The sequence below is a fragment of the Agromyces luteolus genome (assembly GCF_009729855.1).
Lineage (GTDB): Bacteria > Actinomycetota > Actinomycetes > Actinomycetales > Microbacteriaceae > Agromyces > Agromyces luteolus.
Window position 1 is genome coordinate 112,052 of the sequence record NZ_WODA01000025.1, and the last position, 13,085, is coordinate 125,136.

At 69.8% G+C, this 13,085-nt stretch carries 14 protein-coding genes; 2 read left to right on the top strand and 12 right to left on the bottom strand.

Annotation, left to right across the window (positions count from 1 at the left end; genetic code table 11):
- Nucleotides 1-23 precede the first annotated feature (23 nt).
- Nucleotides 24-596 (top strand): helix-turn-helix domain-containing protein, encoded by a 573-nt coding sequence (locus tag GLX25_RS14190; protein ID WP_155843125.1) that lies wholly within the window; start codon nt 24-26, stop codon nt 594-596.
- Between the two features lie 96 nt (nt 597-692).
- On the opposite strand, the gene GLX25_RS14195 is transcribed toward GLX25_RS14190, so the two are convergent.
- The 10 genes from GLX25_RS14195 to GLX25_RS14240 form a co-directional block, all read right to left on the bottom strand.
- Nucleotides 693-986, bottom strand: a complete 294-nt coding sequence (locus GLX25_RS14195; RefSeq protein WP_155843127.1) for an ArsR/SmtB family transcription factor — start codon at nt 984-986, stop codon at nt 693-695.
- A 13-nt stretch (nt 987-999) separates the two neighbouring features.
- A complete protein-coding gene (locus tag GLX25_RS14200; RefSeq protein ID WP_155843129.1) occupies nt 1,000-1,773 on the bottom strand; it encodes an SDR family NAD(P)-dependent oxidoreductase in 774 nt (257 codons plus the stop codon).
- Entirely contained in the window at nt 1,770-2,531 is a 762-nt protein-coding gene (locus GLX25_RS14205) for an SDR family NAD(P)-dependent oxidoreductase (protein WP_155843131.1), read from the bottom strand. Before GLX25_RS14205 ends, GLX25_RS14200 begins: the two co-directional genes overlap by 4 nt.
- 39 nt (nt 2,532-2,570) lie before the next feature.
- On the bottom strand, nt 2,571-4,049 hold the full coding sequence (locus GLX25_RS14210; protein ID WP_155843133.1) for a gamma-aminobutyraldehyde dehydrogenase: 1,479 nt from the start codon (nt 4,047-4,049) through the stop codon (nt 2,571-2,573).
- A gap of 57 nt (nt 4,050-4,106) precedes the next feature.
- Complete coding sequence (locus GLX25_RS14215; protein WP_155843135.1) at nt 4,107-5,177, bottom strand: proline racemase family protein; 1,071 nt, start codon at nt 5,175-5,177, stop codon at nt 4,107-4,109.
- Nucleotides 5,174-6,091, bottom strand: coding sequence for a dihydrodipicolinate synthase family protein (locus tag GLX25_RS14220; RefSeq protein ID WP_155843137.1), 918 nt, complete (start codon nt 6,089-6,091; stop codon nt 5,174-5,176). Before GLX25_RS14220 ends, GLX25_RS14215 begins: the two co-directional genes overlap by 4 nt.
- A 14-nt stretch (nt 6,092-6,105) precedes the next feature.
- On the bottom strand, nt 6,106-7,353 hold the full coding sequence (locus GLX25_RS14225) for an NAD(P)/FAD-dependent oxidoreductase (protein ID WP_271192401.1): 1,248 nt from the start codon (nt 7,351-7,353) through the stop codon (nt 6,106-6,108).
- A 67-nt stretch (nt 7,354-7,420) separates the two neighbouring features.
- Nucleotides 7,421-8,239, bottom strand: coding sequence for an amino acid ABC transporter ATP-binding protein (locus tag GLX25_RS14230; protein ID WP_155843141.1), 819 nt, complete (start codon nt 8,237-8,239; stop codon nt 7,421-7,423).
- Entirely contained in the window at nt 8,236-8,979 is a 744-nt protein-coding gene (locus GLX25_RS14235) for an amino acid ABC transporter permease (RefSeq protein WP_155843143.1), read from the bottom strand. Before GLX25_RS14235 ends, GLX25_RS14230 begins: the two co-directional genes overlap by 4 nt.
- A gap of 21 nt (nt 8,980-9,000) precedes the next feature.
- Nucleotides 9,001-9,879 (bottom strand): substrate-binding periplasmic protein, encoded by an 879-nt coding sequence (locus GLX25_RS14240; protein ID WP_155843145.1) that lies wholly within the window; start codon nt 9,877-9,879, stop codon nt 9,001-9,003.
- 502 nt (nt 9,880-10,381) lie between these two features.
- On the opposite strand from GLX25_RS14240, the gene GLX25_RS14245 reads away from it, so the two are divergent.
- Nucleotides 10,382-11,401 carry an Ldh family oxidoreductase gene (locus GLX25_RS14245; protein ID WP_155843146.1) on the top strand — a complete coding sequence of 340 codons (1,020 nt, stop codon included), beginning with the start codon at nt 10,382-10,384 and terminating at the stop codon, nt 11,399-11,401.
- Between the two features lie 68 nt (nt 11,402-11,469).
- On the opposite strand, the gene GLX25_RS14250 is transcribed toward GLX25_RS14245, so the two are convergent.
- Nucleotides 11,470-12,063, bottom strand: a complete 594-nt coding sequence (locus GLX25_RS14250; protein ID WP_155843148.1) for a short chain dehydrogenase — start codon at nt 12,061-12,063, stop codon at nt 11,470-11,472.
- Nucleotides 12,060-12,713, bottom strand: coding sequence for a GntR family transcriptional regulator (locus GLX25_RS14255; protein ID WP_271192369.1), 654 nt, complete (start codon nt 12,711-12,713; stop codon nt 12,060-12,062). The genes GLX25_RS14250 and GLX25_RS14255 overlap by 4 nt, the downstream gene beginning before the upstream one ends.
- Nucleotides 12,714-13,085 lie beyond the last annotated feature (372 nt).

Here is a 13,085-nt window from a genome sequence, read left to right on the forward strand (position 1 = left end):
GATGTGCACTATACTGCTCATTGATGAAAGTGCAATCTGGCGGCGGGTCGGGCCGTACTACCCCGGAGTTCATTCTGCGCGTGGGGCAGCGGGTGCGATCGTTGCGTCGGCAACGCAACTGGACTGTCCAGCAGTTGGCTGATCAGGCTGACCTGAGTCGGCGGATGCTCACCCAGATCGAACTCGGGCAGGCCAATCCGAGCCTCGTGACGATCGACCGGATCGCCGCAGCGCTCGGAACGGACTTCGCCGGGCTCGCCCTACCGGAGTCTCCCGGAGATGCACCGGCATCCGTACAGGTATGGCGCGGTGAGGGGAGCAGCGAGGCGCTACTGCTCGCGGCGACGACGCCGGCAGACACCGAGCTGTGGCGGTGGACGCTGGCCCCAGGCGCACGCTATGACGCACAGCCCGACAAAGCCGGTGCCCAGGAGATCCACCACGTCATCGCGGGCGAACTCGCGCTCGTCACACGGGAGGCATCGAGAACGCTCGTCGCCGGCGATACAACGGTGATCTTCAGCGACCAGCCGTATTCCTACGTCAATCCCGGCGAGACCGACGTCGTGTTCTTCCGCGTCGTCAGCGGAGCATGACCCATGCCAGACCGAGCATGACCGATCGCCTCGATCCCCATGCAATTCTTCGAGCCGCCCCTTCGACGCCGTCGCTTAGGGCGCCGCGGTCGTCGACTAGGTACCCGCTCCTACCGGTGACTCGACGAACGGCCAGAGCCAACTTTCTATGGCCGCGAATGCGGTCGGATCGAGTTCGTGCAGAACGGCCGGCTGCGCTGATCGCGCCACGACCATTCCGGCACCACGCAGGATGTCGAGATGCCTGGACGCGGTCGAACGCGACACCTCGCACCTCGCGCCGAGTTCGGTGATCGACAGTGGGCGGGCCGCCTCGCGCATCGCCTCGAGCAGGTCGCGCCGGACGGGGTGCGCGATCGCACCGAACACGGTGGTGGCCCGTCTCAGCATGAAGCGTCCTCGTTCAGCGCACGTAGTCGGCGCCGGTGATGTCGATCGTCGCGCCCGTGGTGTGGCGCGATCGGCCCGAGGCGAGGAACGCGATCATCTCCGCAACATCCGATGCCGGGGTGATCTCGCCGAGCGGCAGGGTCGCGGCGATGCCGGCGTTCGCGGGGTCGGAGGCGGCGATGTCGGTGGCGACCCAGCCGGGCGCGATCGCGTAGGCGAGGACGCCGTCCTTCGCGTAGCCGCGCGCGATGCCCTTGGTGAGGGCGAGCAGGCCGCCCTTGGCGGCGCCGTAGGCGAGGTGCTCGGCGTCGTCGCCGCGGTGTGAGGACCGGCTCGCGAGGTTGATGATGATGCCGCCGCCGCGTTCCTGGTAGTGGCGGATGGCGGAGCGGCAGAGGTCGGCGGGCGCTTGCAGGTTCAGTTGCAGGTTCTGCTCCCAGCCGCGGGTCCAGTTCGCGTCGTCGTCGAGCGGTGAGGCGAGCCACGCTCCGGCGTTGTTCACGAGCACGTCGATGCGACCGGCGGCCTCGACCGCCCGGTCCCACACGCGTCCCGCCTCACCCGGCTCGAGCAGGTCACCCGCGACGAGGTGCACGCGCGACCCGAGCGCATCCGCGAGCGCGCGGGCGGCGGTCTCGTTGCTGGCGTAGTGCACGACGACCTCGGCGCCGTCGCGGTGGGCGGTCTCGACGGTGGCTCGTCCGATGCCGCGGGAGCCGCCCGTGACGAGCACCACCGTCCCGGCGAGGGGGCCGGTGGCGCTGTGCGCGCCCGCGCGGGTGCTCATGCGACGGCCTGCGCGCCGGTGGCCTCGACGATCGAGCCGGTCATGTACGGCGCTTCGTCGGAGGCGAGGAACGCGATGATCGCGGCGATCTCCTCGGGTCGGCCGATCCGGCCGAACGGCACGAGCGCGTCGAGGTCGGCGACGGTCCGTCCGCTCCGGGCGAGGCCGGCCTCGACCATGGGCGTGAGCACCTCGCCGGGCGCGACCGCGTTCACGCGCACCCGGCTCGGCGCGTAGTCGCGGGCGAGGTTCTCGGTGAACGAGACGACTGCGGCCTTGGTGACGTTGTAGGCGATGTGGCCGGGCGCGGGGTGGAGTCCCCACTGCGATGCGGTGTTCACGATCGCGCCGCCGCCGGCCTCGACCATATGCGGCAGCACGGCGCGGCACATGTGGAAGAGCGAGTCGACGTTCACTGCGAAGCTGAGCCGCCAGTCGTCCTCGCTGAGGTCGAGCAGCGCGCCGCGCCGGTTGACGCCCGCGTTGTTGACGAGCACGTCGATGCGGCCGTGCGCGGCGATGATGCGGTCGACGGCGGATGCGGCATCCGCCCCATCGCCGACATCGAACGCCTCGACGCTCGCCGACCCGCGACCCGCGGCCTCGATCCGGTCGCGCGCCGCATCGGCAGCGGCCGCGTCGCGATCGCAGATCACGACGTGCGCCCCCTCGCTCGCGAACCGGTCGCCGATGGCGCCGCCGATCCCGCCGCCGGCGCCGGTGACGACGACGACCTTCCCCTCGAACCTGTCGGTCATCTCCCTGCCTTCCGTCCTGGTCGATCCGGTCGCGCCGGTTCAGTCGCGCTCGGCGAAGATCGTGCGGTGCCAGTCGCGCCTGGCCTCGCCGGTGCGGTCGAACATCACGTGCTTGACCACGGTGTACTCGTCGAACGAGTAGGTCGACATGTCCTTGCCGAAGCCGGACTGCTTGAACCCGCCGTGCGGCATCTCGCTGATGATCGAGATGTGGTCGTTGATCCACACGCAGCCGGCGCGGATCTGCTCGGAGGCCCGCATGGCGCGGTACACGTCGCGGGTCCACGCCGAGGCGGCGAGACCGTACGGGGTGTCGTTGGCGAGGCGGATGGCCTCGTCGTCATCGTCGAACGGCATGGCCGCGAGCACGGGGCCGAACACCTCGTCGCGCACGATCTCACTGGCGGGGTCGGCGTCGGCGACGAGCGTCGGCTGGAAGTACGAACCCCGGGCGAGGTCGCCGATGGGGCAGCGGCCGCCGGTCACGACCCGCGCGTACGAGCGGGCGCGCTCCACCATGCCGGCGACCTTCTCGCGGTGCTCGAACGAGATGAGCGGTCCGAGGTCGGTGTCCGGGTCGGCCGTCGGCCCGAGCTTGACCTTGCCGTAGAGCTCGGCGACGCCGTCGACGAAGTCGTCGTAGAGCGAGCGGTGCACGATCGCGCGCGTCGCGGCGGTGCAGTCCTGGCCGGTGTTGATGAGGCTGCCGGCGACGGCACCGTGGATGGCGGCTTCGAGGTCGGCGTCGTCGAAGACGACGAAGGGGGCCTTGCCGCCGAGCTCGAGATGCACGCGCTTGGCCGTCGTCGCGGCGGCGTCGAGCACGGTGCGGCCGACGCCGGTCGATCCGGTGAAGGAGAGCATGTCGACATCCGGATGGCGCAGCAGTTCGGCCCCGACATCGCGGCCTCGGCCGACGATGACGTTCACGACGCCGGCCGGCACACCGGCCTCGGCGGCGACCTCGGCGAAGCGCACCGAGGTGAGCGGCGTGATCTCGGCGGGCTTCAGCACGATCGTGTTCCCGGCCGCGATGGCGGGGAGGATCTTCCACGCCGCCATCTGCAGCGGGTAGTTCCACGGTGCGATCGAGCCGACGACGCCGATCGCCTCGCGGCGGATCGCCGAGGTGTGCGACCCGGAGTACTCCCCCATCGCCTTGCCCTCGAGGTTGCGGGCGGCGCCCGAGAAGAACGCGATGTTGTCGACCGTGCCGGGCACGTCGAATTCGCGCGTGAGCCGGATCGGCTTGCCTGCCTGCCGGCTCTCGAGCTGGGCGAATTCCTCCGCGCGCTCGTCGAGGAGCGTCGCGAGGCGGGCGAGCACGGCCGAGCGTTCGGCGGGCGTCGCGCCCGACCACTCGGGGAACGCGGCGCGTGCGGCCGCGACCGCGGCCTCCACGTCGCGGCCGTCGGCGAGGTCGACCGTCGCGACGACCTCGCCGTTGGACGGGTCGATCACGTCGGTCGTGCGGCGGGTTGCGGACGTGGCGTGACGTCCGTCGAGGAGCTGGGTCATGGGGTTTCGCTTCCGTGTGTGAGTGCAGGTGAAGTCAGGGAGGGCGGGGCGCGGGGCTCAGCCCTGCGGGCCCCAGATGTCGCCGACGGTGTAGCCCTCGGGGAACGGGTCCGACGGGTCGAGCGTCCACTGCGAGCGCCCGGTGATCCAGGCGCGCCCGGTCACGGTCGGGAGCACCGCGGGCCGACCCGCGACCTCCGTCTCGCCGACGAGCCGGCCGACGAACTCGCTGCCGATGATGCTGCGGTGCACGAAGTCCTCGTCGAGGGCGAGCTGGCCGCGGGCGTGCAGCGCGGCCATGCGCGCACTGGTGCCCGTGCCGCACGGCGAGCGGTCGAGCGCGCCGGTCCAGGTCGCGGGGTCGTCTCGTTCGAGGCGCCCATTGGTGAGCACCACCGTGTTGCTCGACGGGTGCCCCGGCGTGCGGTCGCCGTCGTGCAGCATGACGAGGTTGACGTGGTCGATCGAGGGGGTGAGCGGATGGCGCACCTCGACCTGCTCGGTGGCGGCGAGCTTCAGCAGCGCGCCGGCCCGTGCGAGCGCCTTGCCGTTCTCGGGGTCGAGGTCGAGTCCGAAGTCGGCCGCTCGGGCCTGGGCGAAGAACTGCCCGCCGAACACGATGTCGGCCGGCACCTCGCCGAACCCCTCGACCTGCAGCGGCACGTCGAGGCCGACGACGAACGAGGGCACGTTCGCGATCGTGACCGAGGTGACCTTGCCGTCGTCGGCGACGTGCGCCACGGCGCGGACCGTGCCGACCGCGGTGTCGATCGTGACCGGGGTCTCGGGCCCGGCGACCGGCACGATCCCGGTCTCGACGGCGGCCGTGACGGCGCACATCGTGTTGCTGCCCGACATGGGGGTGAATCCGCCCTGCTCGAGCACGACGATCCCGAAGTCGGAGCCCGGGTTCACGGCAGGCAGGAGGAACACGGCGCAGAGCCCCGGGTAGCCGCGCGGCTCGCGGAGCAGCAGTCGCCGCAGGCCGTCGAGCTCGTCGCGGCAGTACGTGAGCCGCTCCTCCATCGTGTCGCCTCGGACGAGCCCCGCCGCATTCGTGATGATGCGGCCGGGCTCGCCCTCGGCGTGCACCTCGATCGCGTCGAGGGTGAACCGTGGCTCGCTCATGCGGCCACGGTAGCCCCGAGCACCCCCGCGCGCTCGAGGATCCCGGCGAGCCGTTCCCGCTCGGCCGGAGCCAGGGGCTGGATCGGCAGTCGCGCCGGACCGACCGGGTTGCCGGTCAGTTCGAGCGCCGCCTTGATGCCGGCCACGTAGTTGACGGACTCGAGGAAGTCGCTGAGCTCCCAGAGCGGAGTCCAGAGCGCACGAGCGGCCTCGAGGTCGCGGTCGACCGCGAGCGTGTTCCACAGCTGCACGGCGAGGTCGGGCACGATGCCGGCGACGCCCCACACCGACGCCTCGGCGCCACTGGCGATGCCGAAGAACGTGAGGGTGTCCCATCCGTTGAAGGCCTTGATCCGGTCGCCGCGCACGGCGAGCAGCTCGGCGAGTGCGACCGCGTCGCCCGAGGTGTCCTTCAGGTAGTCGACGCCCTCGATGTCGCCGAGCTCGGCGATCTCCGCCGCCGTGAGCTTCAGGCCGGTGGCACCGGGCACGTTGTAGTACACGATCGGGATCGTGATCGCCGTCGCGACGTCCCACAGGAACGCCTTCAGCGCGTCGAACGACAGCGGGTCGTAGAACGGCGGGACGAGCATGATCGCGTCGGCGCCGACGCGCTCGGCGTGGCGGGCGAGGTCGATCGCGCCGTCGGTCGAGAGGCTGCCGACGCCGGCGACGACGGGTACCCGGCCGGCGGCCGCCTCGACGTAGGCCTCGATCACGCGGCGGTACTCGGCCGGGGATAGCGTCGTGAACTCTCCGGTCGTGCCGGTCGGAACGAGTCCGTGGATGCCGGCAGCGATGAGCCGGTCGACCTGCCGGCGGAGCGCGGCCTCGTCGACCTGCGTGCCGTCGTCGGTGAAGGGCGTGGTGACGGCGGCGAGGATGCCGCGGAGCTGGACGTTGGTGCGGGTCATGGTGGTGGTTCCTTTCAGGATGCGTGGGCCAGGCGGCCGCCGGAGAAGCGGGCCGGAGCGAAGGGCGCGAGCAGCGGCGATTGCCGGTCGCGGAGGATGAGGTCGGTCATCGCGGCCGCCGAGCCCGGGGCGAGCGTGACGCCGAGCATGCCGTGGCCGGTGGAGACGTAGGCGTTCGAGAGGCCGCCGAGTCGGCCCATGACCGGGAGCCCGTCGGGGGTCATGGGGCGCATGCCGGCCTGCGGACGGACGGGCGTGCGGGGTGGTTCCCAGCCGCGGAAGTAGGTGGTCGGTGCGCGGAGGATGGCGTCGACGCGGACCTGGTTGATGTCCTCGTCGAGGCCGCCGAACTCCATGGTCCCGGCCAGGCGCAGGTTGCGCGAGAGCGGGGTGACGGCGACCTTCGCGTCCGACAGGTTCGTCGCACTCCGGAGGGCGAACGGTTCGACGTCGACGCTGTAGCCCTTGCCGGGGCGGACCGGAAGGCTCGCACCGAACAGCTTCGAGAGCGGGCCGGTCCAGGCGCCTGCTGCGAGCAGGAACCGGTCCCCGATGAAGGTGCGGCTGCCCGAGCGGATGGCGCGCACGCGCCCGTTCCGGATCTCGACCGATTCCACGGGCGCGTTCTCGACGATGTCGACGCCCAGTCCGACGAGCCGGTCGTGCAGCGCGCGGGCCAGCGCACCGGGGTCGACGTGCCGTTCCTTCGGGAAGAAGAGGCCGCCCTCGACCGCGTCGGACAGCAGCGGCTCGTGCGTGCGCACGTCGTCCCCGACGAGCACGGTCGGCTCGAGGCCGTAGCGCTTGACCAGGTCGAGGTGCGTGAGGTGATGGTCGAGGTTCTCCTTGCGGGTGAAGGCCATGAGGAGGCCCTCGTTGTGCATCTCGAAGTCCATGCCGTCGGCGCGGTACTCGTCGAAGACCTCGACGGTGTGCTCGGCGAGGGCGAGATGCCCGGCGAAGCCGGCGCGCTGCGCCTTCGCGTTGGAGGCCCGCCACATGCCGAACATGAACGAGAGGAAGGAGGGATTGAGCGATGGGCGGATGTAGAGCGGGCTGTCGGGACGGAGCATCCACTTCAGCGAGGTGAGCACGACGCCCGGGCCGGGCACGGGTGCGGCCTCGGCCGGCACGATCCATCCGGCGTTGACGTCGCTGGCGCCGAGGCCCGTGGGCCGGGCGTCGACCAGCGTGACCGTCGCGCCCTCACGGGCGAGGTGGTATGCGGTCGTCAGTCCGATGACGCCGCCGCCGATGACCACGGTGTGCAACGCGGTGGTCCTTTCTCTCGGGGTGGTGGGTGGGGGCCGAGGCCCCCACCCGGTGGGGCTAGAAGCGGACCGCGTCGACGAACTTCTTGAGTTCGGGGTTCGTCGAGCGGTTGAAGGCCTCGTCGGGGGTCGCGTTGACCGCGATCTCGCCCTCATGGAAGAAGACGACCCGGTCGGCAGCCTTGGATGCGAACGCCATGTCATGCGTGACGAGCGCGACGGCGATGCCCTCCTCCTGCTTGAGGCGTCGGAGCACCTCGAGCACCTCGGCCGCGACGGGCGGGTCGAGCGCGCTGGTGATCTCGTCGCAGAGCAGGAGCTTCGGACGCATCATCAGGGCGCGGGCGATCGCGACGCGTTGGCGCTCGCCGCCCGAGAGCTGCGACGGGCGGCTGCGGAGGTGCTGCGACATCCCGACCTCGGCGAGCGCGACTTCGGCGCGCTCCTTCGCCTCGGCAGCACTGAGTCCCAGCCGCTTGCGCGGCGCCAGGGTCAGGTTGGCCAGGACGTCCATGTGCGGCCAGAGCGTGTACGTCTGGAACACCATGCCGACGTGCGACTCGACGTCGCGCCAGTCGTCGGTGCGCTCCTCGTCCTCGAAGACGACCTTTCCGTCGAACACGATGCGTCCGGCGTCGGGGTCGGTGAGGCCGGCGAGCGCCCGCAGCAGCGTGCTCTTGCCGGAGCCGCTCTTGCCGATGATCACGGTGATGTCGCCGGCGAGCATGTCGAAGTCGACGTTCTTCAGGATCATCCGGTCGTTGAAGCTCTTCTGGAGCCCCCGCGCCGAGACGAGGATCTCGCCGTGGCTCGCCGTGATGGTGGACGAGGCGGGCTCGACGCGGCGACGCGAACCCGTGTTCGTGAGCTGGCTCATGCTGCGGCCTTCACTTTCAGTCCGGGCACCATCCGGGAGAGCAGGTTCGGTCCTGCGGTTCCGGATGGTCCTTGGTTCATCATGTTTCGCTCGATCCGCGACAGGATCAAGGACACGGGGAACGCGATGACGAAGTACATCAGCGCGGCCGTCGTCAGGATCTCCAGCGCCCGGTACGACTCGGAGGCGATCTTGTTCGCGGTGAACATGAGGTCGGCCACCGCGATCGTCGAGACGAGCGCCGTGTCCTTGAACAGCGAGATGTTCAGCGAGAGGATCACGGGCAGCTGCTGCCGCAGCGCCTGCGGGATGATGATGTACCGCACCCGCTGCCACGAGCTCAGGCGAAGCATCTTCCCGGCCTCGATCTGCTCGACCGGGACCGCCTGGAAGCCGGAGCGCAGTGCCTCGGCCATGAAGGCGGTGAGGTTCGCCGTGAGCGCGATGACCGCCGAGATGAACCCGGGGATCGTGATCCCCGTGAGCGTCGGCAGCGCGTAGTACACCCAGAACAGCTGAACGAGCAGCGGCGTGCATCGGAACAGCTCGATGTACCCCTGGGCGACCCAGCGCACGATGTCGATGTTCGACATGCGCATCAGTGCCACGGGAACGGCGAGGATCATCGACAGCACGATCACGATCAGCGTGATCTGGATCGTGACGCCGAGACCCTCGAGCAACCGCGGGAAGTTGCTCGTGACGACGTTCCAGTCGAAGTCGTAGCTCTTGACCATCATGGTGATCGGCTCCGATCGGGGTTACTGCATCCGGAGGTCACCGAGGGTGTCGACCTCGATGATCCCGGCCTCTTCGAACGCCCGGGCGAGTGAGCCGTCGTTCTTCGCGGACTGGATGGCGATGTTCAGCACCTGCAGCGAGCGGGCGTCGATGTCGGCGTTCACGCCGTAGTTCGAGTCCTGCACGAAGATGGCGGGGTCGGGCACGACGATCTTGAGCGTCGGGTCCTTCTGCGCCGCGTCGGCGAGGGTCGGGAGGTCGGCGAACGCGGCGACGGCGCGGCCGGCACCCATGGCCGTGACGGCGTTCGGGATGCTCTCGGTGGTCATCAGTTCGGCACCGAGTGCCGCGATGGCGGGCTCGTATGAGGTGCCGCCCGCGAGGGCGATCGGCTGGCCGCTGGCGACGATGTCCTCGACGCTCGTCAGCCCGGAGTCGGCCTGCACGAGGAAGGCGCCCTCGTAGGTGTAGACCGGGTCGGTGAACTGGATCGCCAGCGAACGCTCGGAGGTCGAGTCGAGGTAGGCGGCCACGTCGAAGCGGTCGGCCTGCAGGCCGGAGACCATCTTGCTCCACTCGGCCGCGACGGGCGTGAACTTCACGCCGAGCTCCTCGGCGAGCTTCTGCAGCGGGAGCACGTTCGGGCCGCCCATGGTGCCGTCGGCCTGCTCGGCCGTCATCGGCGGCGCCGACGCGATGCCGACGCGCAGCTCGCCCTGGTCCTTGATCTTCTCGATCCAGGCGCCGTTGGTCGTGGCGGCCTCGCTCGCGGTGGCGCTGCTGCCGCCGCGGAGCGTCGCGCCGAGGAAGCCCGCGGCGAGGGCGAGCACGACGACGCCGATCACGGCGAGAATCGTGCGGTTGGTCTTCTTCGTCTTCTTCGAAGTGGTGCTGGACATGGAGTGCCCTTCTTGGACGGTTGAGGAATGGGGACTGGGTGGGGCGGATGCCTCGGGCGGATGCCGGGCCGGGCCCGCGGGCTGCAGGTCCGTCAGCGACTTCTGATCGCGGACCCGTCGTCGGCGGGAGGACCGACTCGCGTGGTGGTGTCGCCGTCTGCTTCGTCGACCCGCGGGTGGCGGTTCGTCCGAGGTGAAATGCGGTTCATCTCACTGACTCCTTCGACTGCGTTGTCTTAGTGTCTTACAATCTGGCGATAAGGCAAACCGTACGATGTCGACGCCGGGAACGCAAGGGGTTCGCATGAAATCGACCCGAAACGATCGCGACCCCGGGCGTTCATCTCATGCGACCCGAGGCCGCCTGAGCGCTGGGATTTCGGGCTCCGACCTCCGCGCAGACCCCGATCCCGGCCGAACGTAACGATCAGGTGAAACCCGCAGGGCGACGACCACGTCGTCCCGCTGCACCGATTCCGACCACACGATTGGAGACCATCCGATGGAACAGATCCCACGCACCGTGCTCGCGGACTCCGCAGAACTGCTCCGATTCACCGAGGAGGTGCTGGGGCGACTCGGCACGCGCCCGGCTGACGCGCACGACATGGCCGTGCAGATCGTCGACTCCGAACTCGCCGGGCACGAGTCGCACGGCATGCGCCGGCTGCCGGAGTACGTCGATCGCGCCCTGGCCGGGCATGCCGATCCTCGCGCGGAGGTGACCGTCGAGGTCGATACGGGCGCGCTCGTGCGCGTCGACGGCAATCGCGGATTCGGGCACCTCGTCCTCCGCGACGCCACCCGCATCGCCGTCGAGCGGGCGAAGGTGCATGGCATCGCCGGTGTCGGCGTGCGGCGGGCCGAGTGGGCCGGGCGCTTCGTCGACTTCGTGGACTGGGCGGCCAACCGCGGCGTCGTCACACTCCTCTTCGCCAACGCCAGCGGTTCGGCCCAGGCCGTTGCCCCGCCCGGCGGGCTCGAACCGCGACTGTCCACGAATCCGATCGCGTTCGGGATCCCACGGGCGGGAGGCCCGAACCTCGTGCTCGACATGGCGACGAGCGCGGTGGCGATGGGACGCGTCTCGGAGTGGCGGGACCGTGGCGAGGCGATTCCGGAGGACTGGTCGTCCGACGGAGTGCTGCAGTTCCTCGGCGGCGCGAAGGGCTTCGGATTGGCCCTGGTCGCAGAGGCGCTGGCGGGCGCGCTGAGCGGCGCAGGGACCGTTTCGCCGGCTCCCGCCGAGGACCACCAAGGGGTGTTCCTCATCGCCATCGACGTCAGCCGCCTGCGCGACCCAGATGACTTCGCCGCCGAGATCGGGCGCGTCGTCGACTACGTGAAGGACGTCCCCCTGGAGCCCGGCGCTTCGACCGTGCGGGTCCCCGGCGAGGGATCATCCGCGACCGCCGCTCGTCGGCGGGCGGCGGGGGCCCCGGTGCAGGCCTTCACGTGGGCACGGCTGTCAGAGCTGGCCGAGCGATTCGACGTCCCGCTCCCCGGCGAGACCACCGTCTGATCGCCGGATGCCCCGCCCGCCGGGCGCGGCGGCTGCTCACCGTCACGCCCGGAGGGCCGGCATGCTCGTCATTCGACCTCGAACACGCGCCCCGTCTGCACGCCCTCGATCGACTTCCGGAACGCCTGCCCGACGACACTGGCCGGCACCGGCAGGAAGCCGGGGAACGCGTCGTGATACCCCTCGGCCTCCTCGAGCACGGTCGGGCTGACGGCGTTGATCCGGATGCCGCGAGGCAGCTCGGCCGCGGCCGCCATCACGAACGCCTCGATGGCCCCGTTCGCCATCGCTGCCGCAGCACCGGTGTGGATCGGCTCACGCGCCAGGATGCCCGTGGTCAGGGTGATCGAGCCGCGGTCGCGCAGGTACGGCGTGCCGATGCGGACCACATCGAGCTGGCTGAGCACCTTGCCAGCGAACCCTGCGAGATAGTCGTCGCGCGAGAGGTCGGCGAGCGGCTTGAACGGTACCGAGCCGATCGCGGAGACGATGGCATCCACCTCGCCGACGGTCTCGAACAGGCGCTCGATCGACGCAGGCTCCGTCGCGTCGACCGGTGGTTCGCTACTGCGGCCGACGCCGATCACCTCGTGACGGGCTTCGAGCGCCTCCACGGCGGCCGACCCCACGTGGCCATTCGCCCCGACGACGAGAACCTTCATTGCGTTTCCTCTCCGCCGAGCAGCGTGATGAGCTCCTCGGCACTGGTGAGCGTGTGGGCGACGAACGCCGCCTCGATCGTGTCGCGATCCTTCGTGCGGATCGCGACCATGAGGTCGGCGTGCACACGGTGTGCGCGTTCGGGGTCGTCCCGTGCGGTCTGGTCCTCGGCGATCGCGAGTGTGATGTGGGCTTCGGTGACGGGCCAGAGCTTCAACAGGAGGTAGTTCTCGGATGCCGCCCAGATCTGCCGATGGAACGCCAGATGCGCCTCGTGTTGCACGACCGGGTCGGGATGGAACGCGTAGCGCTCGAACTGCTCCCACCCCTCCTCGACGATCTGCATCCGACGCCCCGTCTGGTCAGCGAGGATCGCGTCGATCGCGAGCATGTCGAGCCCCACCCGTGCGACGGCGATGTCGCGGATCTGCTCCTTCGTGACATCCGCTACCCGAAGCCCTCGGTACGGCTCCTGCACGATGAGCCCTTCGCGCGTGAGTTGGTTGAGCGCCTCACGCACCGTCGGCCGGCTCACACCGAGAGAGGTCGCGAGCTGCGTCTCGGTCAGCTTGTCCCCCGGCTTCAGCCTGCCGAGGATGATCGCACGCCGGATCTCGATCCCGACGGCGTCCTTCCTGGAGACGCTCGCCACGACAGTCGGGCCCCACGGAGGCACACCACCCCGTTCATCCGCATTGATGCTCATTCGGCACCGTCCTCTCGGGGAATAGCCTACCTGATTGTAAGACAATCTTCCGTGAGACGGGCGGAGGGGCCATGCGACACGCGGTCCGCGCCGACGCGCGGCCTGCACAACGCGTGCCGTGCAGCCCTCAACCGCGCTCGTCGATGGTGCGCGACAGATTGCGATAGCCGCGATCGGCGGGAAACACATGTGTATACGTGGAGGCACCGACTACATACGCGAAAGCAGCCACAAGCCCCGGATAAAGGGCCCCAAAAGAGCCGCAGGAAAACGCTCCCCAAACGAAAAACCCCTGAGAATCATTGATTCATCAGGGGT